This window comes from Priestia sp. FSL R5-0597 (assembly GCF_038006305.1).
GTDB lineage: Bacteria > Bacillota > Bacilli > Bacillales > Bacillaceae_H > Priestia > Priestia zanthoxyli.
On sequence record NZ_JBBOUZ010000001.1, the window covers coordinates 3,284,251 to 3,308,701 of the forward strand.

A 24,451-nucleotide genomic window follows, 5' to 3' on the forward strand; every position below is an offset into this window, starting at 1 on the left:
CCAACTTTAGACTGTGAAATTTTGGAGATATGACAGTAGCACTTTTACCTCTTGGACATATTCTAAATATAAAAAAGAAACAGTCCTTTGCTTCTTTTTTAAGAAAGAGGTTTAAAAATGAGTAACAAATATAAAGTCAGAAAAAACGTATTACATCTTACAGACACCGAAAAAAGAGATTTTATTCGTGCCGTGCTAATACTAAAGGAAAAAGGAATATATGACCGCTATGTAGCCTGGCATGGTGCAGCAGGTAAATTTCATACTCCTCCGGGCAGCGATCGAAATGCAGCACATATGAGTTCTGCTTTTTTGCCGTGGCATCGTGAATACCTTTTGCGATTCGAACGTGACCTCCAGTCGATCAATCCAGAAGTAACCCTTCCTTATTGGGAATGGGAAACGGATGCACAGCTGCAGGATCCATCACAATCACCAATTTGGAGCGCAGATTTTATGGGCGGAAACGGAAATCCCAAAAAGGATTTTATCGTCGATACTGGGCCATTTGCAGCTGGGCGCTGGACGACGATCGATGAACAAGGAAATCCTTCCGGAGGGTTAAAACGTAATTTTGGAGCAACGAAAGAGGCGCCTACACTCCCTACTCGAGATGATGTTCTCAAAGCTTTAAAAATAACTCAATATGATACGCCGCCTTGGGATATGACCAGCCAAAACAGCTTTCGTAATCAGCTTGAAGGATTTATTAACGGACCGCAGCTTCACAATCGCGTACACCGTTGGGTTGGCGGACAGATGGGCGTCGTCCCTACTGCTCCGAATGATCCTGTCTTCTTTTTACACCACGCAAATGTGGATCGTATTTGGGCTGTATGGCAAATTGTTCATCGCAATCAAAACTATCTGCCGATGAAAAACGGGCCGTTTGGTCAAAACTTTAGAGATCCGATGTATCCTTGGAATACAACCCCTGAAGACGTTATGAACCATCGAAAGCTTGGGTACGTATACGATATAGAATTAAGAAAATCAAAACGTTCATCATAACCACTCTAGAAACAGCGGTACGCAATCAAAAACAGGTAAACCCCTTCCCTTCTGACATAATTTATAAGGCCACAAGCACCGTAAAACTCACTGCTTCATTTCCATTCACCATAAAATATAGTTAATCAACCATAATTGGGCTGTGAATAAGCTTCATATAAGGACCTTTGAACATATGAATAAGTTATCAAAGCTTTATAAAAGTTTTATAAATGAAGGGAAGATATTAAAATGCATAATAACGTAAACGCACCGTTTAGTTCTCACGAGAATGTACCGTTCTCACCTGCTATGGCTCACCACGCCTATACTGCTCCTGCTTATGACCATATGATTCCACACTGCGGATATACAATGCCGGACTATGGATATATGGAATGTGGATATAGCGTTCCTTGCCACAGAGGTAATGGTTTTGCCATTATCATCGTACTGTTTATTTTACTCATTATTATTGGTGCATGTGGTTTCGGTTTCCATCACGATGATTGTTAACCTAAAAAACTCCAGTATAAATACTGGAGTTTTTTCATGTCTTAATCGCTGCAAACCTTATAGCGTTTCGTCCAAATCTAGGGGTCTCAGCTTCTCTTCAATTTCTTTGCGCTTCGGCTCTAAAAATGGGGGCAGCGCTAGTGTTTGACCCATCGTTTCAAGCGGTTCATCGGTCGCAAATCCAGGTGTGTCCGTTGATAATTCAAATAAAATGCCGTTTGGTTCTCTGAAATAAAGTGCTTTAAAATAGTATCGTTCTACTTTACCGGAATTCGGCAGACTGTTTTCATTTAATCGAGTTGCCCACTTATTGTATTCTTCTTCATTTGGCACACGGAAGGCAACGTGATGAACGCCACCGCGCCCTAAGCGAACTTTCGGCAAATCGGGTCTCGTTTCAATATGAACTTCGGCTCCGCTTCCGCCTTCACCCGTTGCATAAACCAAAATATCCTTTTGATTTTCTGCAAAAGATGGATAAGAACCCACATAGCGAAATCCCATAATGTTTGTTAGTACATCGACTGTTGGTTCTGCCGTGCCCACCGTTAGCGTGACCGGTCCTAAGCCGATAATCGCATGTTCTAACGGAATGTCTTCGCGCTTCCACGGCACGCCTGCTCTTACCCCTTTTTCACCGTTGTCCGCGACAAGAAGCAAACGTGTACCTTCATAATCTTTAAATGCTAATGTATCACGATTAGCTCGTTTAGCTATTTCTTCATATTCCACTCCGTGCTGCTCGAAGCGTTCTTTCCAAAAGTGTAGAGAATCCGTACTTTTAACGCGAAGCGACACAGTCGAAATGTCAGATGCACCTTCATGTGTTCTTGCAAGCCCTGGAATATCAAAAAACGTTACTTCCGTTCCTGGGGTCCCTTCTCCATCTGCATAAAATAAGTGGTAAGACTGAGTGTTATCTTGATTCACCGTTTTTTTTACTAATCGCATGCCTAAAACTTTAGTGAAAAACTGATAGTTTTTCTCAGCTTTCCCCGTCAAAATAGATACATGATGCAACCCTAACAATTCCATCTGCTCCGCCTCTTTTCATAATGTATAAATTTTTAACTTACGCTGAAATTATCTTTAATTTAATTATCTTTAATTAAAGATAATTTTAAAGGATATACAGCCTGTTTGTCAATACCAAGAAAATGTTGTGAACATAAAAAAGAAACTAAACACATAGTTAGTTTCTCTTTATCTTCCCTTCAACAAACTGCTGATCTTTTCCAACAGCGGTTACTTCTTAAGCACGCGCTGCACATTTTGTTTCATCAGCTCCGCAATTTTTGTTTCATTTTCACGCGACGTCTGCTCTAATTTTTCTATAACTAGCTGCTGTCTCTCTGCTGAATGATTTTGACTTATCTTTTGTTTGCCTTCCATTTTAGTGATATCGATTTTAAATCCAACGATTCCTTTGCTTAAACCATTCATATAAGCAGGGTCAACGTCATTTAGTGTATATCTACTACTCGGGCTTTCATATTTTTCTACCATCTTACTCAGCAGCCCAAGCAGTTCTGTTGGTTCTTCAATCATTTTCATGGTTCCATACACGTGAACAGCTTCATAATTCCATGTTGGTACAGCTTGATTCGTTTCATACCAAGACGGTGAAATATAGCAGTGAGGCCCTTGAAACACAACCAAAATTTCTTGATTTTCAGCATCTTTCCACTGCTGATTCGGACGAGCAAAATGCCCGTATAAAGCTTTTTCTTTCCGATCTAACATCAAGGGCAAATGAGTAGCATAAGACTTTTCATTATGATACGAAAACAAAGTGGCGAATCCATTGTCTTCAATAAAATCATACATGATTTGTTCATCATTTACTTTAAAATACTTTGGAATATACATCGGCGCTTCTCCTTTATCTTTTATTTAGTAAAGAATATAATAATACAGGTGTTTGCAACAGCGTCAGTTATAAACTTTTTATAGAGGTCAGCAAACATTTAATCGTTTATGAATCGATTTTTTAAGAAGCTTATGCTACACTGCTGTGATGTAAACCGCTGATTTTTAATATGTATTTATTTAGCACATGATGCAATTAGATAGTTGTTGGTTAAGCAAAGCGTTGGGGATCAAAAAAAGAAGAGCCCGTTTAAAACAGCTCCTTTTTCTCGCTTATCTATATAATTGAGGATTTTTTTCTCGTTTGATAGGTCCGCCTTTGGCTATATGCCACTCAATGACGCAATCCGTCAAGCGATCGTATACGTCGTCTTCTAAATACGGATCTTCTGCCGAAGTGAGCAAGGTGTGAACATCGGCTTTTATTTCGGCTAGCATAGCTGCGCTGAATACGTCCGGGTCATTTAATACGTCTAATATATATAACACCAGCATCTCAAACCCGCTGTCCCAATTGGCATTTCCGTTTCCTTGAGCTTCACAGCGGAGCTTTTCAATAGCTCGGATAACCTCTCCTTCTACAATATCCGACTGCCCATTTCTCGGGACATAGTTTACCCATAGTTCTTTTGCTTCGTCAAAATATTTCATTCTCTACTCCTTTCTTCAGAAATCTATTCCTTATTGTTTCTTTGATTCATCGTCGTTCCAAAAACAACGCCTAATGAGGTCCCAATCGCAATACCAAACCCAATATTATCCATCATCATCCCAAGAGAAGCCCCCATCGCAATGCCCAGACCTAATCCCATTCCTAGATAATCTGTCTTTTTCTTTTCTTCAGGCAAAAAACCACTCCTTTTTCTCCTATTTTATTGATACCTTTTATACGTAAAAACCACGCTAAAAGTTTCATAAAAATGGAAAAAAGCAGTTACTTTAACTGCTTTTTAGATAATTAGCTGATAAACGGCCTCTCCGAGCAGCAAAATCGACGTAAGCATGCAGATTACACCGAATACATACATCGTTTTACGTGCAAACCTCTCAAACGATATGCCAAAGCATCCTTTAGCTATCCAGTACATGGGGATAAGAAGCCCTCTAATCCGAACCCGCTTCATTGATTCATCGGATAATGATCGAGATAAAGAAAGGATGATTAACCCGGCCATCATAGAAAAAACCGCTATCACTATGTTTAAAATAGAACTATCCATACGTTCCCTTCTTTTTCCTTTTTATACCTCCTATTTTAGCATAAAGGCCAGTTAAAATGTACGTGCAGAAAAATACAAACAACTCAACAGGGAAAGGTATCCAAACCTTAAGAAAAGGGCAGTTTAAAAATAAAAAACTTTTCTTACTTAAAAAGGATGGATCACGTTGACAACCAATCAAAAGGAATATCTTGAAAAAATACATAGCATACAGGAAGATCTCTCCAAAACGTGGGCTGAATATTGGCATCACTACTCGAGTCCAAGCTCTTGGCAGTTTTGGGTGACCTTGGGCGCTTTTATTTTGCCTTTAGTCATTCTCTATTTTTTTATTGATCGAAAAAAAGCTTTTCATCTAGGGTTTTATGGATTTAACGTGCACGTTTGGTTTCACTATAGTGATACCGCTGGCGTTTATAACGGGCTGTGGACGTATCCTTACCAAATCAACACAATCATACCCGTAAGCTTTAGCCTAGATGCTTCGCTTATTCCTGTCTCTTTTATGTTGCTTTACCAATGGACGACCAACCGTCATAAAAATTATTATTTATACGCAACGGCTCTTTGTTTATTTTTTGCTTTTATTTTTAAACCATTATTAACAGGAATCGGCTTTTTCCAGCTGCATGAATGGGCTACTTACGGTTATTTATTTGTATTTTATCTCGGTGTAATACTGCTATCAAAATGGATTACCAATCTGTTTCTTTATTTTGAAAAGCAGAATTGAATATGTTGAGTGCATGTAAAAAAACGTAAGCCTCTTTGCAAAGACCTTACGTTTTTTGTAGTGGCTTTATTTACTCCCTGTCAGCTTCCTCAAAAGATAGCACGCTTTTTTCATCACACAGTATCTCTTTTTCAGGCAGCCCATTTTTCTTGTGTGGATTTAGAACATGCTGCATCTAGCAACTATAAAACTTTTGTTAGGAAAGAAAATCTCGCTTTTCCTAAGCCCTGCTTAACTTAGCGTTGTATAAGTCCATTAAACTGCTTAAATCATCTAACAACGGGCAGTGGCCTACACCTTTCATGATTTTTAACGTTGCATTTTCCCCTATGCCTTTTGCGATGTCAGATGCATCTCTTGTTGAAACCATTTTATCTTCATCTCCTTGAATAACCATAGTAGGAATCGTGATTTTTTCCACCTCTCCTGTCCCTTGAACAACACCGTTAAAATCGTTTGAAATGTTAAATCTCATGAGTGCGTAATTGATATCAATTAAGTTTCGCTGCTTGATCGTTCCTTCTAAATACTTTTCAAATTGATCAGCAGACGGCTTATTTTTTGTATATAAAAATTGACGCAGCATCATTTTTAAAAACCATGTGTTTTTTGTTTCTTTCGCGTTTTCTACCATTCTAAATGCTTCTTTTACTTCTTCTTTGGTTTGTATAAAATTGTTAGGAATAGGCAGTTCTAGAAACGTTCTTCTTGGAATGGGATAGCCTTTGATGTTGACGGAGCTTAATAGGATTAAATTTTTGGCATCATTCGGATGATCAATCACATATTGCATAGCAACTGCTCCTCCTAATGACCACCCGCTTATTGTAAAAGCAGACAACTTTAAAGCATGTGCAAACAGTTTGACATCATCTGATAAGTCTTTGATTGTGTGGATAGGTGTATGATAAGTGGAGTCTCCAAACCCTCTTAGGTCGATGGCATAAGCTGTGATATGTTCTGGCAGTTCGTTCACTAACACATCCCAGTTAAGGGAAGAATTCATGTTTCCGTGAATTAACAAAAGCACCTCTTTTCCGCCTTTTTTCATTCGGTAATTTACTGTTTCTCCATTCGGTAATTCTACTTTTGCTTGTTCTAAAGCAGATACGGTCATCGCTATTTTCCTCTTTTCTTATATGATTAGAACGATAGCTATCTTTAATTTTTACATACCCTATTTATCTAGAGTTAAGCAGTTCAAAAGAAGTTGTACAAACACCAAGATGATTGTGCGTCATTCTATTTGCTAAAAAAAGCAGCCAAATACGCGATTCGGCTGCCTTTTTATTATGAAGAAATATACGAATGAGCAACAAGGCCATTACTTTTTCGGTGCGTCTAATGCTTGATAAGCAAGCTGATATTTCCCGCCTTCAGCCACTTCTGCATGGTAGAGAGCTTTAAGAGCAAAGTTTTTTTCAAGGCTGTGCTCTTTCATCAGTCCATTCAGCTTACCTTGCAGTTCCTGATTGTCTTTAATGAGCTGCTTCATCTGTGATTTTAGATATTTCATGGTGTTTTCCGCTCCTTTCACTTGATGAATATCTATCAAGTATATCACTTAAGGATAGGATAATGGTAAAACGACTTACGATTGACGGATTAAATTTGTACCGCTCTGTTCTTTAAGCGCGCTACAAGCGGAACGACAATGATACCGGCGATAACAACTTGCATCACATTGCCTGGTATAGAGCCAAGCGGAAGGATCCAGTTACCGTAAAGAATCACTTCGGCAAAATAGTAGCCCACGATTTTCACAATCAGCGCAGCAACAACTGCCAGTGTGTTGACAAGTGCTCTTTTACCAGGTGCTTTTTCAGAGATAAGACCTGCTAAAAAGCCCATGGCCCCTACAATAATAAACGTAAACGGTGCCCATGCTGTCCATCCCGAGATCAGATCGAATAACCCCATTCCAAAAGCGCCGGCGATGGCTCCTGTTTTTTTACCGTAAATAAAGGCCGCTATAAAAAGAGGAACGTTGCCTAAATGGATGAGGCCTCCGTTACCCATGATTGGAAGCTTGATGTTGATAAACATTGTCGCTACAAACGTCAGTGCGATAAAAAGCGCATGCATGGATAAAGCTTTGATTTTGGTTGATTCTCTTGGTGAGTATGTTGAATTCATCTGTTGACCTCTTTCTTTTTTTACTACTATCATACTCCTATTTGGATACTAAATAAATATGTAAAACTATTTATTTAGTAGGGTATATCATTCTAGCAGCACACAGAGATCCGCTAACTTCAAAAATTGTCCTATCCGTTCTTAAAAAAATAAAGCTGCCTCTCCTTCCTTTAGCAGACTTCACCTCCTAATTTTTGTTATGGCAAAGTGTCTGTTCGGACATAATATGAGCAAATCGTTCTTTTTCAAGAGTTGACGAAGGCTGATAAATATGAGAAGTTATATGTTTGTAGAAATGAATGGAATAACTTAGAATTCCAGCGGAACCTGTTACTATAATTGTACTGATATTGACCAAGTCCGTTCAGATTGTGGCAGTCATAATTTTTACATACAGCAAGCAAGTTATAGGAGGAGCAAGAATGGATAATAACGATATTTTAATTAGATTACGATATGCCTTGGATTTAAAAAATACAGAAATGGTAGAGATCTTTACTCTTGGCGGAGAAGATGTAACCAAAGAAGACGTATTAAAAATCCTTACGAGAACACCGGATGAAGAAGACGAGGATGCAGTTCATGCGGACGATCATATACCGTGCACGAACAGTATGTTAGATTCTTTTTTAAACGGTTTTATTACCTTTAAAAGAGGAAAACAAGATCCTAAACCAGGGCAAGCACCTCCAGCGCCGGTTCAGAGCAATCAAAATATGTATAATGTCTTATTAAAGAAAGTGAAAATCGCTTTATCCCTAACAAGCGAAGAGATGTTAGAAGTATTTGACGACGGTGGAATACGTGTATCTAAAGCAGAATTAGGTGCTTTATTACGAAAAAAAGGCCATAAAAATTACAAACCGTGCAAAGAGAATTTTGCTCGAAAATTCCTAAGAGGCTTAACCGTACAATATAGAGGATAACATGATACACACTTTTTCAAATCAGAGTATCCATTATGAAATACGATATAAAAACCGAAGTTCTTTTGCAATTAAAGTAGACGGATACGGAACGGTCGAAGTCCTTGCTCCTAAAGGAACCTCTACTGAACAAGTACGTATGTTATTAGAGAACAACTGGGCATTAATTCAGCAAAAAATAAATGAAATGAAAGATAGAACGCATGGACCCAAGAAAAAAGTCTATGAACACGGAGAAAGCTTTTTATATGTAGGAAAAAACTATCCGATACAGATTCATCACGATTCGACCATTACAAAGGATTCTGTAGTGTTTGAAGCGAACACGCTTCAGATTTATGTCAATCAGCACGACGATGAAGCGATAAAACAAGCGCTCAAACGTTTTTACTATCAACAATGTAAAGCGCTCGTAACCAAAAGTATCTCCTCCTATCAAAAACATTTTAAAACAAAGCCGCGATCCATTTCGATTTCGGATAGCAAAAAAGCGTGGGGCACGTGTGATTCTAAGCGTCAGCTAACCTTCAACTGGCGGCTGGCAATGGCACCGCAGCACGTCATTGATTACGTAGTCGTTCATGAAATGTGCCACATGGTTCACATGAATCATGATCGTTCCTTTTGGCGTCTTGTCGGGAAAATCATGCCCGATTATCGTGAACAAGAGCACTGGCTGGAAATGTCGAGCTGGGAAATGACCGTGTAAAAAAGAGCAGGAGCCTTTAGGCATCCTGCTCTTTTCGTATTTTTAACTATAGCGATATTTTCGTAAATCTTTTAAAATCGAAATTTCTTTTAACAATTCTTCTCCGACGTTTGTTTCTAAAACCATTTTTCTTTCTAATTCTTTATCAACCAATCGCTTTACGGATAAAACGTCCGTTCCTTCTAATAAAATCTCTTCTTTTGAATTAAAGTGTTTGTGAGCAACTAGCTGCATGCCGTAAGAATTATATAATAATGTATATCCAGCGATACCTGTTGTGGATTGATACGCTTTTGAAAAACCGCCGTCAATAACAATCATCTTTCCATTTGCTTTGACCGGGTTTTCTCCTTCAATTTCTTTGACAGGCGTATGACCATTAATAATATGACCATGATCAGGATTCAAATTAAATTCTGCGAGGATGTTTTGGCAGACTTCCTCATTTTCCCGTAAATAGTAGTATGGATTCTTCTTCTCTTTATGCGTTGCTTTATCACTGATAAAATATCGTTCAAACGTCGTCATAGCGCGTTTCCCAAAAAGTGATGAATATTCTCCTGTCCATAGGTACCAGACCATATCTGTTGCCAAATCATCCGTTTCTTCAGGGTGTGCAAAAGCCTCCTGTAAATAATGTTCAAACACATCAAGCAAGTTACGGCCTGCATACGTTTTATCTTCTATCGTCATTTTTTCCATGTTTCCTTCTTCATCTAAAGGAATGCAGCCGTGTATTAATAAGTTTCCGTTGTATTTCAAATAAAGGCTGCCTTTTTTCATCAGAAACTTCATATGTCTCGCCAGCTTTTCCGAATGCTGCACGGAAAGCAGCAGTCTTTCCATTACCTGCTCTTCCTCTTCTAATAGCTTATCAGGCTGCTCAGGGTTAACCGTTGCAAAGCAGCTGTTTTCTAGCGGATACGTGTTTCCGTATATCTTAATTTCATTTTTATCATAATCAATTTTTTCAAGCAGCAGCCTTTCTGACATATTAAAGAAAGGACGTCTTTTTATAATCGGACTTTCAAGCTTGAACTGAATCATCGCAATGGCCTGATGAATTTTCGTAATTTGTAGTCGCTCGTGATCGGATAGTTTGTCACTCGAGCTTACTTTTGGTCTAAAAGCAGGATTATCATCATAATATTTCTCCGCCAAGTTAAGCAGCGGTCTCAGGTTAATGCCATATACGTCTTCAATAATATCTAGATTGTCGTATCTCGCGCAGATCCGAATAATATTGGCAAGACACACTTTCGAGCCCGCAAAAGCGCCTAGCCATAGCACATCGTGGTTTCCCCACTGAATATCAACGGAGTGATAGTTAATCAGCGTATCCATAATTTTATCCGGTTCAGGTCCACGATCATAAATATCCCCTACTACGTGCAGATGGTCCACAACCAATCTTTGCGTCGTATAAGCTAGCCCTATAATAAGCTTATCGGCTTGCCCTAAAGAAATAATCTGCTGAACAATCTTTGTATAGTACTGTTCTTTATTTGTAAATTCATCCGTTTTATATAGCAGCTCTTCAATAATGTACACAAATTGATCCGGCAACGCTTTACGCAGTTTAGAGCGCGTGTATTTAGAAGAAGCGTACGAGATGAGATTAAGCATACGATCGATGATTTCTTTATACCATTCATATAGTTCTCGTTTGTTTCGAAACTGCGCTTTAATCAACGGTAATTTTTCTTCAGGATAATACACTAATGTCGCAAATTCATTGATTTCTTTGTCAGATAATACATTTTTAAAAAGGTCTTTGATTTTCTCTTTTACATTTCCTGAACCATTTCGCAGCACGTGCTGAAAAGCTTGATATTCGCCGTGTAAATCACTGACAAAATGTTCAGTCCCCTTTGGCAGATGAAGAATAGCTTCAAGGTTAATAATTTCGGTTACCACTTTTTCTTCCGTATCATACTTTTGTGCAAGTAAATCTAGATATTTTGTGTTCAAAACTATGTATCCCCTTTCAACGTTCACCATTTAGTACAATCACTCATCAAGCTTGTGATTATGATGTTAAATACCTTTTATTTAACTCTTCTCTTTTCTCTCCACGCCTCACCCCTTTATTTTAACCTATTTTACGTATGGGTAAAATGGTATAAAGTCTATTTGTCTATAAAGATTAAGCGGTCTTGCCCCCTTGAAGATGATAGCTAGCTGGTAACAAAAAAAACCTGCTGATCTTAGTCAGCAGGTTCGATACATATGAAAGAAGCGCACATAATTAAGAAAGTTTACTCCGCCCTCTATACAATAGCAGAGTTTTTCTTCCCCCGCTGTGAGAAAACGCACAGCGCCAAGTCCTTTCTGGTGGTACGATAAAGATGACCTTTCTGAGACAGGAAAAGTCATCCTTTGTATGATATAAGAATCATCATTCTGTTGAATCTCTGTTCTTCTACGTTCAGAGATTTTTTCTGTTGGCTTTGTTAAATACAGCACGAGAGGAAAATGAATACAAATACATATGGTACACGTAGGCTATCTGAGTCTGCTGTTTGACGGCGGAAGAAGTTGTATGTGGCTTTTCCGAGTAACAATTGCTTCTATTATAATATGGAACGCTGTTGTCAAATTTCCAAGGAAGAAATACAAAGGAAAAATCATTACGTGAATGTATGCAGGTACCCTATCTACTTTAACTCTGACCGTCTCATTTTTTCAGCATATCCGATTTTAAAACCCTCCGCTCAGCAAGTGGATTTTACGATATAAAAAAGCAGCGGATGTAAAACATCACGCTGCTTTTTCTTATCTCTACACGCCTAAGTAAAAAAGGATGTAGTAGAGTGTTCTTACAATGTATTGATGATGTTAGTGAATATTATTCTTTCGGAAATTACCGCCTTTAACTTCGGCTACGTCATATACCGTAACAAAAGCCGTCGGGTCAATTTCATTGATAATTTCTTTCATTTTGCTTTCTTCCAAGCGGTTGATTACACATGTGATTTCCTTGAATTTCTCATGAGAGTATCCGCCGTAAGCTTCTTTATATGTAGCGCTTCGACCTAAACGATCACGTATTGTCTCTACCATTAACGCAGGCTGAGAAGTGATAATCTGGAAGGTTTTCGATCCGCTTAGACCTACTTCTACGATGTGAATAACTTTGGATGCAATAAAGTATGCAATTGCAGAAAGAATCGCGCCTTGCAGACCAAATACTAATGAAACAAAAATAAAGACAAACGCATTTAAGAACAAAATAAGATCACTTGTTCCAAACGGCAATTTTCGAGAAAGCAGTACAGCTAGCATATCGATGCCATCTAGCGCGCCGCCATTACGCAGTGCAATTCCCATTCCAAAACCAAGGATAATACCGCCGACAACGGTTACGAGTAGTGTATCTCCTTCAATAATCGCTGGAGTATGATGCATGAGGCTTGTACCGACAGCTAGTGAGACGATTCCGAGGATGGAAAATATAGCAAAACTTTTCCCGATTTGTTGATACCCTAACCATACAAAAGGAATGTTAATAACGGCAATGAGAACTCCTAGTGGTAAGCCAAATAGGTTTGACGCAACGATACTAATGCCTGTTACTCCTCCATCTGAGACGTGGTTTGGAATTAAGACAGTTTCTAAGCCGTAAGCTGCAATAATCCCTCCGATAATGACCATTAGTGCTCGGAAAGCAATTTTTAGCCGCTTAGGCCTGTGGTGTTTTTTAGTTGTGTTCATATAATTCCTCGCTTTTAAATGTTTTTTACTATTTAAGTGTACCACAAACATTCTCTTTATTTGAACTGAGGAGGCTTACGTATCGGTTTTTAGCTCACATAGTGCAAAATAGACAAAGGCGAACTTCTAGCTATACAGACTCTATCCTTGCAATACGTCATCATTTCTGTTAAGTTTAAGAAGAATTATTTTTGTTCGGCAAAGATTGATAAGTTACATAACTTTCGTCTATAGATTTGAGCAAGGATAGTAACACAATGTGTGCGTGTCACACTAGGAGGCAACAATTATGGAACAAGGTAAAGTAAAATGGTTTAACGCAGAAAAAGGTTTTGGATTCATCGAACGCGAAAACGGAGACGATGTATTTGTACATTTCTCAGCAATCCAAAGCGAAGGCTTCAAATCTTTAGACGAAGGTCAAGAAGTTACATTTGAAGTAGAACAAGGTCAACGCGGCCCTCAAGCTACTAACGTTCAAAAAGCGTAATCCGTCATAAATAGAAAAAGACAGACTCCATGGAGTCTGTCTTTTTCATTACTTTGAAAATGTAATAATAAAACCCTATCCACTGAGGAATAGGGCTTATTAATACAAAAATAGTAATCGGTAATACAAATGGTAAACTCAGTATAGCATAGTATTGGCGGAATCCAAACTATAAATCAATATTTCTTCATGAATAATTATGATTCGTGCTTCATTAACTCTTCTTCAAAGAAAAATGTACTGGGATATTTATCAACTGTATAAGAATATCTTTTCATATTTTTCACATAATGACTTTTTAAGATGATCACTATTTCATTAGATGCTTTTATACTTACTGTTTCTCCATTAGCAAATAAGCTTATACTCATATCCTTCATCCTCTCTCGTATCAAAACCAATCAAATTTTTAACTTTATTTATCGGGAAATATAATGTGCAGCTTATATTTGAGACCTTATCAGCATTCTGATAGTCAGCAACCTTTTCCAACGGCTAGTCCAATGAAGATTTCTTTTTTAATTATTAAAATCCAAAGCAAAAAGACCCCTATGTGGAGTCTTTTTACGTTGGATTAATTATGCTACTTTATGAACGTTAGCAGCTTGTGCTCCGCGTTGACCTTGTTCAATGTCAAACGTTACTTTTTGACCTTCTTCTAACGATTTAAAGCCTTCACCTTGAATAGAGCTGAAATGTACGAATACATCGTCTCCGCCTTCAACTTCAATAAAGCCGAAGCCTTTGTCTGCATTAAACCATTTCACTGTACCTTGTTCCATAATAGTGCCTCCTGGTGTGGAATACTCCACGGTTGTATTACTACCCTTGTCCAACCATACTATCTTAAGATAAAAAATTCTATTGAAGAGATTTCTCTTCTCTCAATCCTATACCGAACAAAAATAATTAATTTAATCGTAACATACGGAACCGCAGATAGCAAATACAGGAAATGGAATAAATCATCGAACGATAAAAAGAGCCTTCTCTTTGTAGCTCTATACAAAGAGAAGGCTCTTTTTGAGTGTTCCTATTTTACGCAGCAGTGAATGTAGCAGCTGCTTATTATTTACTTTATTTTTCTGTTTGCTCTGTGTGCCACCATAATGAATCTTTTGGATTTTCAACCGCTTCATTGTACTCAGACTTAGAAGCAACTGTAGGGTATGAACCTTTCAGTGATTTTCCTGCCGTGTTCGCGAACAGGAACAAGATTACGAAAAATCCGATGATGCTCACAATCGTTAAATAGAACGCTGGAGCTAAGTGATTGCCCGTTGCGTGAACTAACCATGTCGCAACTAATGGCGTCGTTCCACCAAAGATAGAAACTGAAACATTAAACGTAATCGCTAATGTTCGGTAGCGAATATCTGTGTAGAACATCGTTGGCAGCGTTCCTGGCATTGTTCCTTCATACGTAGCAAGTAAAACACCTAGAATAAGAATACCGATTGAAATAAAAACTAAACCATTTAAGTTGATTAAATAGAACGAAAAGGCTGACAGTAAGCTCAATCCGCCTAAACCGATTAAGAAAACTTTCTTGTTTCCGATTTTATCGCTCAGTTTTCCAAACATAAGAGCAAGCGGCACCATTAAAATCATAACTGCCGTAATTAATACCGTACCAACTGTGTTTGATAAACCAATAATTTCATTCAAATAAGAAGGCATGTACGATAATAGCATATAGTTTGTAATGTTAAAGAAAGCCACGGCTACGAAACAAACAAACACATCTTTTTTGTGATTTTTTAAAATAGAGAGGAAGCTTTCTTCTTCAACTTCGTCTTCGTTGGAAAGTTCATTTTCAAAAATAGGTGTTTCCCCTAAACTTCTTCGTAAATAAAAACCAATAAGTCCTAAAGGCAATCCTAATAAGAAGGGAATTCTCCAGCCCCATGAGGCCATCTGTTTATCCGAGAGAACAAAAAACAGTAAGCTGGCTAGCAGTGAAGCAAGAATATAGCCAACAAGTGTACCGATTTCTAGTCCACTTCCAAGCACATTTCGCTTATTGTCTGGAGACGATTCTGCAATATACACCATCGCACCAGCATATTCACCACCAGTTGAAAAACCTTGAATGATTCGTGCAATTAATAAAAGGATGGGTGCCCATATACCGATTTGATCATATGTAGGTAACAACCCAATGAGTAATGTGGAAAAGGCCATTAAAATAATGGTGGTGGTTAAAACGACTTTCCTTCCTAACTTGTCTCCAATTTTACCGAATATAACACCGCCTAATGGACGCATTAAAAAGGCAATCGCAAATGTGGCAAATGTGAACACTAATTTGAGCTGATCATTTTCAACTGCACTAAAAAAGTTTTGACTAATAATAACGGCTAAATATGAATACAAGCCAAAGTCAAACCATTCCATCGCGTTTCCTACTCCTGTAGCAAAGACGCTTTTTTTAGCTTTGTCAATATCTACGACGTTAATTTTTTTCTTGTTAAACTTCATTTCATCACGTCACCTCCGCGGTATACGATTATACAAGACTGAGTAGTAAAGTCAAATTTGACTTACTGTAATTCACACGTAACTGTCTTGGAACACTACTTATTTTTAAGTAAAAAACAAAAAATATTCATCTGGTGGTAAATATAAAAAAGGTTGCTGCTAAAGGGGTTAGAGCAAAAAAAATGCTAAAGAATAATCGTTGATAAAGAAATTAATTAAAAATAAAATAATTTTTTTATTTCAACGTACAATTCACGGATCATAATTTCCACTCAGATCACCTGACAATTATTGGCACAACCCATTAGATACAAGCTTCATTTTTGCAATGAATACACGGTTTTCATTACAAAAATTATGTAAACTTAGTAATAAATTATAAAGCTCGTTCTAATAATTGTAACAGTGTATGATTCTGCCCTTAGAACAAAATTTCAAGAGTTGGCTGGGTTCGGGGGATAAAAATTCAGCTCCTTTCTCCCTATCGTGGTTCGTAGCTTCATGGAAGTTTTCTACCGTAAAAGCAAACTGGTTTACAGTGCTACTTTTGTCATATTCTTCAAGCTTTGTAATATGCTCGCTCAACCTCCTCACCAAGCTGTTTTTCCAAATTGAAAGATATCCTCTTTCTTCTCTTAGATACCCCCTAAGACAAACTTTAAACCTACATTCACTCATATAGTTTTGAACATAAAGATTCACGATAATTACAATTTTTTACATTAAATAAGTGTGAGTGTGCGATGACATAAAAAATAGACCTCCACTTAGACGGAGATCTATTTTTTCACTTGCTTTATTTTTTAGTAAGGCTGCCATCTCGCTCTAAAATTGGTACTTCAATATCTACCGTATTTGGATATTTAACTCCAAGCCCTGTATTTAAAGCAACAACCGTTTCGTTTTCTTTAATCCAGCCTTCTTCTCGCAAACGGCGTGCAGCTAAAAATGTAGCCGCACCTTCCGGACAAATAAACGATCCTTCAAGCTGCGCAATCTTTTTTTGTTCTTCCACAATCTTATCTTCATCGACCGCAATCGCACATCCATTTGTATTGTATACGGCTTCTAAAACAAGAAAGTCCCCGATTGCTTTTGGTACGTTGATACCAAAGGCGATGGTTGAAGAATCCGGCCAAAATTCAGATTCTTGTTTTCGTTCATTCCATGCTTTTACAATAGGCGCGCAGTTTTCAGCTTGTACCGCAACTAAACGAGGAAGATCACCTTTAATCCAGCCAAGCTCTTTTAATTCATTTAACGCTTTATAGATTCCAATTAAGCCAACGCCTCCTCCTGTTGGATATAAAATCACATCAGGAAGATTCCAAGAAAACTGTTCAGCAATTTCTAGGCCCATTGTTTTTTTACCTTCGATTCGGTACGGCTCTTTAAGCGTAGAAGCGTCATAAAGACCCCAGGCTTTAATAGCCTCACCGACAATTTTACCCGCATCACTTATAAGTCCATCGACTAAGTAAAGGTCAGCTCCAGCGACAGCACACTCATTTCGTGTAATAACAGGCGCATCTTTTGGCATGACAACGGTTGCTTTTATGTCAGCGCGCGACGAATACAGCGACCAAGCAGCTCCGGCGTTCCCATTTGTGGGCATGGCTAACTGTTCAACGCCAAGTTCTTTTGCTTTTGACACCCCTACAGCGGCGCCTCTAGCTTTAAACGATCCCGTTGGAATAATGCCTTCATCTTTCATATATAAGTTTGGAATGTTCATTTCTTTCCCTAGCTTAGGCATTTTTATAAGCGGAGTCATCCCTTCACCTAAGGACACGACATTTTTAGGATCTTCTACTGGAAGCAGCTCATGATATCTCCATAAATTTGGTTCCCTGCTTTGAACAGCTTCTGGAGTCAAGTTAGCTTTCAATCTCTCTAAATCATACGCTACCAATAGCGGTGAGCCACATTCACATAATTGATGTTTTTCTTTTGGACTATATTCTTTTTTACATTTAGGACAATATAAGTGAGAAACATAACTAAACGGCATCATACACACTCCTTTAAATTCTGTAAACATAATACTATATATAAAATATAATTTATAGTATTTTTATCAGAATTATAAGGTATGATATCTCCATCATTTTATTGTTCATTATTAAAAGCATAAAAACCCTATCAAATTAGGGTTTTTATGCTTTTTTTGACTTTATTTATATTACTTTTTTTAGAAGTAAACCCAGTAATTTTAGATAAAAACGGGAAAAATAAATAAAATCCATACTTTACTTATAGGAATAATTGTTTTAGTATGTAAAAAGATATTTGAAGGAGGTAATTAAGGTGAACGCACTTTCCATAGTGAATAAGCATAATAACAGCATGTGTACTTGTCTAATTCTCAAAGGTTACTAAAACATACACAATACTACACTACAAGGAGAATTAGACAGATGGCTACAAAAAATAGATTTAAGCTTAATTTAGGATTAAAAGTAATTATTGGATTAATTCTTGGATTGATGGTTGGCTACTTTAGCAAAGAAGTTGGTTTGAAGTTAGAAATAGTAGGAAAAGCGTTTATCCAGCTTATTCAAATGGTTATTGTTCCTCTTGTTTTTCCGTTAATCGTATTAGGAATAACAGGGATGCATGATACAAAAAAGCTAGGACGAGTCGCGTTTAAAACGCTTCTCTATTTTGAGATTGTGACTACAGTATTAATTATATTAGGAATACTCATTGCTAAACTAACAAATGTAGGTGGACATATGCATGTAGGTGCAGTGGATACTTCTTCATTAGGAAACCTGGCAAAAGAGATCGACTTTGGACAGTTTTTCTTAAGTATTATTCCAAGCAATATTGTAGAAGCAATGGCGCAAGGAAAGCTGTTACCGATTATCTTCTTTGGTATTTTTGTAGGGTTAGCTCTTACATCACTTGAAGAGAAAGCGAAGCCCGTTATTACATTTTTTGAAGCATGGCTACAAGCGATGTTTAAAGTAGTCGAATACGCGGTATCATTTGCCCCGGTTGGCGTATTTGGATTTATCTCTTTTAGCGTGGCTAAATACGGGATTGGCAGCTTGCTTTCTTTAGGTCAATTTGTAGGTATTACGTATTTATCTTTTGCCATTACGGCATTTGTTGTATTTCCTATTATCGCACTTATCTTCCGTATCCCTTATAAGGAACTATTAAAAAGAACCGGAGATTTAATTTTATTAACGTTTACAACGCGCAGCTCAGAGGCTTCTATGCCGCTGCTCATTCATCGATTAGAAAAGTTCGGAGTGTCACGTTCTGTCACTTCTTTTGTATTACCAACGGGCTATTCTTTTAACCTAGATGGAGCTAGCATCTATATCAGTGTAGCGATTATCTTTCTTGCCAATGTATATAACCTACCTCTTAGTCTTGAACAAATTATTGTGATTATTGGTTTATTAATGCTTATGACGAAAGGATTAGCAGGCGTCCCTTCAGCTGTCATCGTTGTGCTGTTAGCTGCAGCTAAAGAAATTGGCTTACCTGCAGAAGGAGTCGCTTTATTATTAGCAGTTGATTTCTTTGTAGACATGGGCCGTTCAGCGTTAAATGTCGTAGGAAACTCTTTAGCTACTGTTGTGATCGCAAAGTCTGAGAAGTCGTTTCATTTTAATGCCGAGGATAAATAACCATCCCCCCTCATCATTAAAAAACACGATAGTGAGAAAGAAGTGTTAGTTTGTTTAAACAGAAAAAATCATTTGAAGAGCTAGTAAAAGAAAATAAACAAGCATTACTAAAAGATAAAAAAGCAATCGAGAAAATCGAAAAACGTATTGAAAAACGCCATGAAGTGATAAAGCTAACTTAGTAGGGTTAGCTTTATCACTTCATTTTTTATACTCATATCTTTTAGCAACTTTATTATTATTCAGAACGAAACTGCTTCAGCAAGATCTCTCTTAAACTAGTGGACAAGGCCTCTGCTTGCAGAACTCTATCCAGCTTCTCTTTATTAAACCGGTCTTTAAATTTCACATCATTAACTGCTGAGATAGAAACTTCGTTCGGATCTTTCTCAAGAAGGATCAAATCATCTTGTACTGAGACGATGCCTTCTTTTAAAACGCGAAATAAAAATCCTGTATAGCCCGTGTCTCTCATTTTCACAACGATATCCGGCACTTCATATTTTGCAGCAAGCTTGTAACAAGGATTTCTAGGTTCAGATACTTGAATAATGGACTCACCAAATGCAAATATATCCCCGACGTGCGCGTTCCTTTCTGTTAATCCAACGGTTGTGATGTTTTCTCCAAACAACGCGGTTTTAACAGGGTTTTGGATGATGTTATTCCAGTATTCATAATAATCATAAGGATACAGACATAGCGCTTTGTCCACTCCTCCATGATCTTTGTACGCCTGCTCGTCACCTTCTAGCCCCAACTTACTTAAAAAGACGGGTTCATCTGCTGCTGTTTTTCTAATAGCTGATTGAAACGTTCGTTTTCCATACGTAAGTGTTTCAATTTTTCCGTAGTTAAGCGACTGAACTTGATAGTGATCTGCCATATGCTCTCTCCTTTTTTAAATCAATAGATTTTTTCATCATGTGATAATTCTTTCACCTCTGAGCGCTTGTGCATGAATGCAGTAAGCACTAGCAAACAAATTGTTAAAACAAGTAAAACAAAAAATAACGGCGTATTTGTATGAAAGAGATCGCGCACAAAACCAGATAAAACCGGAGCGCACCCTCCTACAATATATCCCCCTGATTGCATCATAGCTGTCCATGAGCTCGCTTCTTGAGGCGAATTTGTCTCGTTTAACGGCAGCATAAGTGCTAAAGGAAAAAGTCCTCCAAGCCCTATTCCTAATAGTATCGAAGAAAACCAAAGACTGGTTAAAGGATAGAGAATGAAAACTAAACCCGCTGATGCAAATAATGTACTGCTTACAAGCCAAAAGGTTTGGTTTTTATAATAATCGGCTAGCGTTGGAATTAAAAAGCTAAACGCCATTTGAACGAACGTAAAAACGGTAATAAGCGTACCCGCTTCTTGATTACTCATGCCCAAATCGTGTGCGGCTGGCGCTAGCCATGTGGTCACAGAGTAAAAAATGCCGGCCTGCAGCCCAAAGAAAAGCGTAAACAGCCAGGCTTTTTTATTTTTTAACGGCAGCTTGTTTTTTCTGGAGCCAAACGCTTGCTGAGATTTACGCGCAATCGGAGACCAAACAATGAGAGCAATCACGGCCAGCACGCTCCAGCTAGCAAGAACTACATTCCACGAATCGTGCAGTACATGCTGCAAAGGTACCGTCAGCCCTGCGCTTAACGAAGCGCCCGTTCCCATGCCCACGGAGTAAATTCCGATCATGAGGCCTATTCTATTTGGAAATTTCTTTTTGATAAATCCCGATAACAGCGGTCCAGCGATGGCAATACCTACACCTAAAAGAAAAGCACTGCTTAAAAGAACAGATATTGAGTGTGCGGCCACTCTCATACACGTCGCGATTCCAATCACCACTAAGCAAAAAGAAATCACTTTTTCAACTCCCCACAGCCCTTCAAGTTTTCCTGTAAACAATGCAAACAACCCCATACATAACACAGGAATAGCTGTTAAAAAACTAACTGTAACATTGCTCAGTCCCAGCTGATTACGTATGGTCTCAAGCACAGGCGATACCGATGTAATGCCGATTCGTAAATTAATTGAAACTAAAAATAAAGCAATCACATACACATATATTCTCTCTTTTGACTTCATGTAGTATTCCTCTCCTCGTTAATTCAGTATATCATCTGATGTTTAGTTTTTTAAAAAAGGAACTTAGGTAAGCTCCAAATTTTGACCGGCATATTTTTTTGCTTGTTCTGTATCTCCATTCAAAATAGCGGTAAATAAGTTTTCATGAATGGTGGAATTATCTTTATAATCAACCGTTTTTAAAATGAGCTGACTCAGCGTATGTCGCAGTACAGGCACAAACGATTGATATAAATCCATTAAAACATTATTTTTACTGGCTTCTGCAATCGAAAGATGAAACTGAATATCCGCTTCTATATATTCAGCGTAATTGCCTTTTTCAAGCTCTTTTTTTCGTTTATCTAAATGCCCTTTCATCTTTAACAAGTCTTCATCCGTTCGACGCTGCGCCGCTAACATCGCCACTTGCAAATCAAGCATTTCACGCGCTTCATAAATATGATTTATATCTGCCGTTTGAAGTCTTGTTTCAAACGAATCCTGTGTGAAGCTAAGAGACTTAATTCTCGTTCCTTTTCCTTGTTTCACTTCCAGTACATTTGCATGAACAAGAATTTTAACCGCTTCTCGCAAGGTAGATCGCCCTACCCCCAGCTCTTCCATTAGCTGAGGCTCCGTTGGAAGCTGATCTCCCACCTGATATTGACCTGAAAAAATTTTCGTTTGAAGCTGATCTAGCACTTCGTCCACTAGCTTTCGACGCGGTACTTTTGAAAACGATTGTTTATTATGTATATTCATCTGCTCATCTCCTGTTTATATCACCTTTATCATAAACAAATTTATGTTGTTTGGCAAGAGTGCTATAGATTAAGGAGCAGCGCGTGGAGTGCTCGTTACGCTAATTAAGCAAGGAGAATCACCGCCCCTTACTTCTAGATTTTAATAAGTCTTTATCAGTAGTAAAAAAAGGCTCCGTTAAACTTAAAAGCCTGCCTACTCAAACCTAAATCCAATCCCGCCGTCTACAATAATATTTTGACCCGTAACAAACGATGCGTCATCCGAAAGGAGCCATTTTACTGCTTTTGCGGCTTCAAGCGGATCACCAATTCTGCCTAGCGCGTTTAATTTTTGATAGGATTCATTGAGCTTTGCTTTTTCCTCTGAAGATAGATCAGAAAATTTTTCTTCTAACATAGATGTCCGAAATGCACCTGGACACAGAGAGTTAATTCTTATGTTTTGATGGCCATATTCCTGAGCAACTGATTTTGTTAAAGCGATCACACCGCTTTTGCCGGCCGCATATACGCCTGTCCCTGCTGAACATAAAATAGCGTCCATTGACGACGTATTCACGATGACACCGCTGTTTTGTTTGGTCATTACCTGCAGCTGGTATTTCATACAAAGCCATACGCTTTTTAACGTAACGTTTATTAAATGGTCAAAGTCTTCTTCTTTGAATTCATGGGTAGCATTAGAAGCTGCCTCCGTGTTAGCCGCATTATTAAAGCCCACATCAATTTTTCCAAATGCAGAGTATGTTTGGCTCACAAGGTTTTTAACATCTTGACTATTCGTTACATCCGTTTTGATAAAAAGAGAGTGAGGAGACCATTTTCTTAATACAGAAAGAGCTTCTTCTCCTTTTTCACTATTTCTAGAAGCAATCACAAGATGCATGCCCTCTTTTGCGAGTAATTCCGCTGTTGCTAAGCCAATCCCCGACGTTCCACCCGTAATAATCCCTACTTTTTCTTCAAACATACGTTTCTCCCCTTTTGCGTTTAATAAAATCTCAACAAATTAAATTGAGTAACACTAGCCATAGAAGTTATTCAGCTTTAGGTAGATTAATCCCTGCTTCGAAACACTAAAAAGAGAGTGAGACGCAACTAAAGCAATTCAATCTAAAGGCGAGCAAATCGGATACATGAGCTAGTTTGGGTCACTCGCTACACCGCTGTTGATTTCCGTGCAAGGCTTCGCTTTCCGCGGGCGGCCTCTGAGCCTCCTCGTCGCTTACGCTCCTGCGGGGTCTCACCTATTCCGCTTTTCCCGCAGGAGTCTTCGCCTTGCCCTCCAATCAACCGCTAGACGCACGTACCCACATAAACGAAATCTACGTTCATCCCAATAACAAAAAATCCGAACGAGTTTGATTCTCCATCAAGAATCTCCATTCCTTGTTCGGATTCACCTTCAACTAGACTACTTTTGTCACAACCTCTTTTAATTAGCCACTAACTTGATGGTGAGAAACAGATAAAGTAGATTTTCGGTTCCATAAATAGAAAGCATATCCGCTTAAAAATAGAAGCAGCGCGTAATTAACAAATAAAGAATCATTTGCGTTGACAGGGCTTGTAAACTGGAGAAAATTATTTAAGCCGTGAAATACAATCGTCACTCCAATCGATTGACCGTTAACGATCAGTAAAGCCAAGACCAACCCAATAACAAATGCAAATAAAATTTGAAAAATTGTATTTGCTACCGATTGACCGCTTAACATATTTAAACTGTGCGTAAAGGCAAATAGGAACGATGATAGAAGAACCGCTACTTTATAGCTTTTTGATAACAGCAAATTCAGCATAAATCCTCTAAATACCATCTCCTCTACAAATGCTATGACTAGAGTTTGGGTAAGCAAAATAAGAACAATATCTGCAATGGAACTTCCGTGTACACCTTTGTTCCCGATGAGGATAATAAGCAAATACAAAAGAAGCGGAGAAAGAACGAGGATTCTTGTTCTAAAGGACATGTTTTGTTGAAAGGAGAAAAAATGCTGCCACTTTTTTGTTTTTGTTAGATAAAAAGCTATTCCTATTGCTAAAGGGACAACTCCTAAAAACTGAAGATAATGTGCAGTAGGATGCGTCATGCTCACGTATGCACCGTTTACCACAAACCAAAAGATAACTAAGATTTCTAGGCCAATAACTTTCCATAAAAGCTTTGACTTGATCATCAC

Annotated in this window: 28 protein-coding genes; 8 read left to right on the top strand and 20 right to left on the bottom strand. The window is 38.1% G+C overall.

Going from position 1 to position 24,451, the window contains the following annotated elements:
• Window positions 1-117 precede the first annotated feature (117 nt).
• Both MKX72_RS17085 and MKX72_RS17090 read left to right on the top strand, forming a co-directional pair.
• Window positions 118-1,011: a tyrosinase family protein gene (locus tag MKX72_RS17085; protein ID WP_155007861.1), complete on the top strand. Its 894-nt coding sequence runs from the start codon at window positions 118-120 to the stop codon at window positions 1,009-1,011.
• 291 nt (window positions 1,012-1,302) lie between these two features.
• Window positions 1,303-1,506, top strand: coding sequence for a YjcZ family sporulation protein (locus MKX72_RS17090; RefSeq protein ID WP_372454474.1), 204 nt, complete (start codon window positions 1,303-1,305; stop codon window positions 1,504-1,506).
• Between the two features lie 57 nt (window positions 1,507-1,563).
• Here the strand turns inward: MKX72_RS17090 and MKX72_RS17095 are convergent, their stop codons facing one another.
• From MKX72_RS17095 to MKX72_RS17115, 5 genes are all read right to left on the bottom strand, one after another.
• Complete coding sequence (locus MKX72_RS17095; RefSeq protein ID WP_034268501.1) at window positions 1,564-2,541, bottom strand: ring-cleaving dioxygenase; 978 nt, start codon at window positions 2,539-2,541, stop codon at window positions 1,564-1,566.
• Window positions 2,542-2,751: 210 nt separating this feature from the next.
• A complete protein-coding gene (locus tag MKX72_RS17100; protein ID WP_155007860.1) occupies window positions 2,752-3,375 on the bottom strand; it encodes an FMN-binding negative transcriptional regulator in 624 nt (207 codons plus the stop codon).
• Window positions 3,376-3,648: 273 nt separating this feature from the next.
• Entirely contained in the window at window positions 3,649-4,026 is a 378-nt protein-coding gene (locus MKX72_RS17105; protein ID WP_047750395.1) for a hypothetical protein, read from the bottom strand.
• A 23-nt stretch (window positions 4,027-4,049) separates the two neighbouring features.
• Window positions 4,050-4,223: a hypothetical protein gene (locus MKX72_RS17110; protein ID WP_155278279.1), complete on the bottom strand. Its 174-nt coding sequence runs from the start codon at window positions 4,221-4,223 to the stop codon at window positions 4,050-4,052.
• 102 nt (window positions 4,224-4,325) lie between these two features.
• Window positions 4,326-4,595 carry a hypothetical protein gene (locus MKX72_RS17115; protein ID WP_033580239.1) on the bottom strand — a complete coding sequence of 90 codons (270 nt, stop codon included), beginning with the start codon at window positions 4,593-4,595 and terminating at the stop codon, window positions 4,326-4,328.
• Between the two features lie 166 nt (window positions 4,596-4,761).
• Between MKX72_RS17115 and MKX72_RS17120 the strand changes: the two genes are divergently transcribed.
• The gene (locus MKX72_RS17120; RefSeq protein ID WP_049165673.1) at window positions 4,762-5,328 is read left to right on the top strand and encodes a CBO0543 family protein; all 567 of its coding nucleotides are present in this window, start codon (window positions 4,762-4,764) and stop codon (window positions 5,326-5,328) included.
• A 220-nt stretch (window positions 5,329-5,548) separates the two neighbouring features.
• Here MKX72_RS17120 and phaZ read toward each other — a convergent pair whose 3' ends face one another.
• The 3 genes from phaZ to MKX72_RS17135 all read right to left on the bottom strand — a co-directional run bounded on the left by phaZ (window position 5,549) and on the right by MKX72_RS17135 (window position 7,464).
• Entirely contained in the window at window positions 5,549-6,445 is an 897-nt protein-coding gene (gene phaZ / locus MKX72_RS17125) for an intracellular short-chain-length polyhydroxyalkanoate depolymerase (protein WP_155007858.1), read from the bottom strand.
• Window positions 6,446-6,652: 207 nt separating this feature from the next.
• Window positions 6,653-6,844: a hypothetical protein gene (locus tag MKX72_RS17130; protein ID WP_013058089.1), complete on the bottom strand. Its 192-nt coding sequence runs from the start codon at window positions 6,842-6,844 to the stop codon at window positions 6,653-6,655.
• Window positions 6,845-6,933: 89 nt separating this feature from the next.
• The gene (locus tag MKX72_RS17135) at window positions 6,934-7,464 is read right to left on the bottom strand and encodes an ECF transporter S component (protein WP_033580236.1); all 531 of its coding nucleotides are present in this window, start codon (window positions 7,462-7,464) and stop codon (window positions 6,934-6,936) included.
• Between the two features lie 422 nt (window positions 7,465-7,886).
• Here MKX72_RS17135 and MKX72_RS17140 point away from each other — a divergent pair, with 422 nt between their 5' ends.
• Window positions 7,887-8,390 (top strand): YehS family protein, encoded by a 504-nt coding sequence (locus tag MKX72_RS17140; RefSeq protein ID WP_098112421.1) that lies wholly within the window; start codon window positions 7,887-7,889, stop codon window positions 8,388-8,390.
• A gap of 1 nt (window position 8,391) precedes the next feature.
• On the top strand, window positions 8,392-9,099 hold the full coding sequence (locus tag MKX72_RS17145; protein ID WP_033580234.1) for a M48 family metallopeptidase: 708 nt from the start codon (window positions 8,392-8,394) through the stop codon (window positions 9,097-9,099).
• Between the two features lie 42 nt (window positions 9,100-9,141).
• Here the strand turns inward: MKX72_RS17145 and fbp are convergent, their stop codons facing one another.
• Both fbp and MKX72_RS17155 read right to left on the bottom strand, forming a co-directional pair.
• Window positions 9,142-11,070: a fructose-1,6-bisphosphatase gene (fbp, locus tag MKX72_RS17150; RefSeq protein WP_155007856.1), complete on the bottom strand. Its 1,929-nt coding sequence runs from the start codon at window positions 11,068-11,070 to the stop codon at window positions 9,142-9,144.
• Window positions 11,071-11,937: 867 nt separating this feature from the next.
• Window positions 11,938-12,813, bottom strand: a complete 876-nt coding sequence (locus tag MKX72_RS17155) for a YitT family protein (protein WP_013058095.1) — start codon at window positions 12,811-12,813, stop codon at window positions 11,938-11,940.
• A 289-nt stretch (window positions 12,814-13,102) separates the two neighbouring features.
• On the opposite strand from MKX72_RS17155, the gene MKX72_RS17160 reads away from it, so the two are divergent.
• Entirely contained in the window at window positions 13,103-13,303 is a 201-nt protein-coding gene (locus tag MKX72_RS17160; protein WP_029714163.1) for a cold-shock protein, read from the top strand.
• A 197-nt stretch (window positions 13,304-13,500) separates the two neighbouring features.
• On the opposite strand, the gene MKX72_RS17165 is transcribed toward MKX72_RS17160, so the two are convergent.
• The 4 genes from MKX72_RS17165 to MKX72_RS17180 all read right to left on the bottom strand — a co-directional run bounded on the left by MKX72_RS17165 (window position 13,501) and on the right by MKX72_RS17180 (window position 17,795).
• Window positions 13,501-13,674, bottom strand: coding sequence for a hypothetical protein (locus tag MKX72_RS17165; protein ID WP_014459100.1), 174 nt, complete (start codon window positions 13,672-13,674; stop codon window positions 13,501-13,503).
• Window positions 13,675-13,881: 207 nt separating this feature from the next.
• A complete protein-coding gene (locus tag MKX72_RS17170; protein WP_014459099.1) occupies window positions 13,882-14,085 on the bottom strand; it encodes a cold-shock protein in 204 nt (67 codons plus the stop codon).
• Window positions 14,086-14,380: 295 nt separating this feature from the next.
• Complete coding sequence (locus MKX72_RS17175) at window positions 14,381-15,784, bottom strand: MFS transporter (protein WP_033580232.1); 1,404 nt, start codon at window positions 15,782-15,784, stop codon at window positions 14,381-14,383.
• Between the two features lie 796 nt (window positions 15,785-16,580).
• The gene (locus tag MKX72_RS17180; protein WP_155007854.1) at window positions 16,581-17,795 is read right to left on the bottom strand and encodes a threonine synthase; all 1,215 of its coding nucleotides are present in this window, start codon (window positions 17,793-17,795) and stop codon (window positions 16,581-16,583) included.
• Between the two features lie 406 nt (window positions 17,796-18,201).
• Here MKX72_RS17180 and MKX72_RS17185 point away from each other — a divergent pair, with 406 nt between their 5' ends.
• Entirely contained in the window at window positions 18,202-19,428 is a 1,227-nt protein-coding gene (locus MKX72_RS17185) for a dicarboxylate/amino acid:cation symporter (protein ID WP_155007852.1), read from the top strand.
• 50 nt (window positions 19,429-19,478) lie between these two features.
• A complete protein-coding gene (locus tag MKX72_RS17190) occupies window positions 19,479-19,610 on the top strand; it encodes an FbpB family small basic protein (protein WP_080754487.1) in 132 nt (43 codons plus the stop codon).
• A gap of 56 nt (window positions 19,611-19,666) precedes the next feature.
• Here the strand turns inward: MKX72_RS17190 and MKX72_RS17195 are convergent, their stop codons facing one another.
• The 6 genes from MKX72_RS17195 to MKX72_RS17220 all read right to left on the bottom strand — a co-directional run bounded on the left by MKX72_RS17195 (window position 19,667) and on the right by MKX72_RS17220 (window position 24,448).
• Entirely contained in the window at window positions 19,667-20,314 is a 648-nt protein-coding gene (locus tag MKX72_RS17195) for an MOSC domain-containing protein (protein ID WP_033580228.1), read from the bottom strand.
• Window positions 20,315-20,334: 20 nt separating this feature from the next.
• A complete protein-coding gene (locus tag MKX72_RS17200; RefSeq protein WP_034268464.1) occupies window positions 20,335-21,522 on the bottom strand; it encodes an MFS transporter in 1,188 nt (395 codons plus the stop codon).
• 63 nt (window positions 21,523-21,585) lie between these two features.
• On the bottom strand, window positions 21,586-22,266 hold the full coding sequence (locus MKX72_RS17205; protein ID WP_034268461.1) for a FadR/GntR family transcriptional regulator: 681 nt from the start codon (window positions 22,264-22,266) through the stop codon (window positions 21,586-21,588).
• Between the two features lie 195 nt (window positions 22,267-22,461).
• The gene (locus MKX72_RS17210; RefSeq protein WP_033580224.1) at window positions 22,462-23,238 is read right to left on the bottom strand and encodes an SDR family NAD(P)-dependent oxidoreductase; all 777 of its coding nucleotides are present in this window, start codon (window positions 23,236-23,238) and stop codon (window positions 22,462-22,464) included.
• A gap of 188 nt (window positions 23,239-23,426) precedes the next feature.
• On the bottom strand, window positions 23,427-23,561 hold the full coding sequence (locus tag MKX72_RS17215; protein ID WP_268952797.1) for a hypothetical protein: 135 nt from the start codon (window positions 23,559-23,561) through the stop codon (window positions 23,427-23,429).
• A gap of 146 nt (window positions 23,562-23,707) precedes the next feature.
• A complete protein-coding gene (locus tag MKX72_RS17220) occupies window positions 23,708-24,448 on the bottom strand; it encodes a CPBP family intramembrane glutamic endopeptidase (protein WP_155007849.1) in 741 nt (246 codons plus the stop codon).
• Window positions 24,449-24,451: the final 3 nt, after the last annotated feature.

Excerpts from the sequence above, each read along its gene's own strand:
- MKX72_RS17205 (WP_034268461.1), bottom strand. The coding sequence starts at position 22,266 with ATGAATATACATAATAAACAATCGTTTTCAAAAGTACCGCGTCGAAAG.
- MKX72_RS17220 (WP_155007849.1), bottom strand. The coding sequence starts at position 24,448 with ATGATCAAGTCAAAGCTTTTATGGAAAGTTATTGGCCTAGAAATCTTA.
- MKX72_RS17175 (WP_033580232.1), bottom strand. The coding sequence starts at position 15,784 with ATGAAGTTTAACAAGAAAAAAATTAACGTCGTAGATATTGACAAAGCT.
- MKX72_RS17135 (WP_033580236.1), bottom strand. The coding sequence starts at position 7,464 with ATGAATTCAACATACTCACCAAGAGAATCAACCAAAATCAAAGCTTTA.
- phaZ (WP_155007858.1), bottom strand. The coding sequence starts at position 6,445 with ATGACCGTATCTGCTTTAGAACAAGCAAAAGTAGAATTACCGAATGGA.
- MKX72_RS17130 (WP_013058089.1), bottom strand. The coding sequence starts at position 6,844 with ATGAAATATCTAAAATCACAGATGAAGCAGCTCATTAAAGACAATCAG.
- MKX72_RS17160 (WP_029714163.1), top strand. The coding sequence starts at position 13,103 with ATGGAACAAGGTAAAGTAAAATGGTTTAACGCAGAAAAAGGTTTTGGA.
- MKX72_RS17195 (WP_033580228.1), bottom strand. The coding sequence starts at position 20,314 with ATGGCAGATCACTATCAAGTTCAGTCGCTTAACTACGGAAAAATTGAA.
- MKX72_RS17145 (WP_033580234.1), top strand. The coding sequence starts at position 8,392 with ATGATACACACTTTTTCAAATCAGAGTATCCATTATGAAATACGATAT.
- MKX72_RS17115 (WP_033580239.1), bottom strand. The coding sequence starts at position 4,595 with ATGGATAGTTCTATTTTAAACATAGTGATAGCGGTTTTTTCTATGATG.
- MKX72_RS17155 (WP_013058095.1), bottom strand. The coding sequence starts at position 12,813 with ATGAACACAACTAAAAAACACCACAGGCCTAAGCGGCTAAAAATTGCT.
- MKX72_RS17165 (WP_014459100.1), bottom strand. The coding sequence starts at position 13,674 with ATGAGTATAAGCTTATTTGCTAATGGAGAAACAGTAAGTATAAAAGCA.
- MKX72_RS17105 (WP_047750395.1), bottom strand. The coding sequence starts at position 4,026 with ATGAAATATTTTGACGAAGCAAAAGAACTATGGGTAAACTATGTCCCG.
- MKX72_RS17085 (WP_155007861.1), top strand. The coding sequence starts at position 118 with ATGAGTAACAAATATAAAGTCAGAAAAAACGTATTACATCTTACAGAC.
- MKX72_RS17100 (WP_155007860.1), bottom strand. The coding sequence starts at position 3,375 with ATGTATATTCCAAAGTATTTTAAAGTAAATGATGAACAAATCATGTAT.
- MKX72_RS17170 (WP_014459099.1), bottom strand. The coding sequence starts at position 14,085 with ATGGAACAAGGTACAGTGAAATGGTTTAATGCAGACAAAGGCTTCGGC.
- MKX72_RS17210 (WP_033580224.1), bottom strand. The coding sequence starts at position 23,238 with ATGTTTGAAGAAAAAGTAGGGATTATTACGGGTGGAACGTCGGGGATT.
- MKX72_RS17200 (WP_034268464.1), bottom strand. The coding sequence starts at position 21,522 with ATGAAGTCAAAAGAGAGAATATATGTGTATGTGATTGCTTTATTTTTA.
- MKX72_RS17095 (WP_034268501.1), bottom strand. The coding sequence starts at position 2,541 with ATGGAATTGTTAGGGTTGCATCATGTATCTATTTTGACGGGGAAAGCT.
- MKX72_RS17140 (WP_098112421.1), top strand. The coding sequence starts at position 7,887 with ATGGATAATAACGATATTTTAATTAGATTACGATATGCCTTGGATTTA.
- MKX72_RS17180 (WP_155007854.1), bottom strand. The coding sequence starts at position 17,795 with ATGCCGTTTAGTTATGTTTCTCACTTATATTGTCCTAAATGTAAAAAA.
- MKX72_RS17185 (WP_155007852.1), top strand. The coding sequence starts at position 18,202 with ATGGCTACAAAAAATAGATTTAAGCTTAATTTAGGATTAAAAGTAATT.
- MKX72_RS17090 (WP_372454474.1), top strand. The coding sequence starts at position 1,303 with ATGGCTCACCACGCCTATACTGCTCCTGCTTATGACCATATGATTCCA.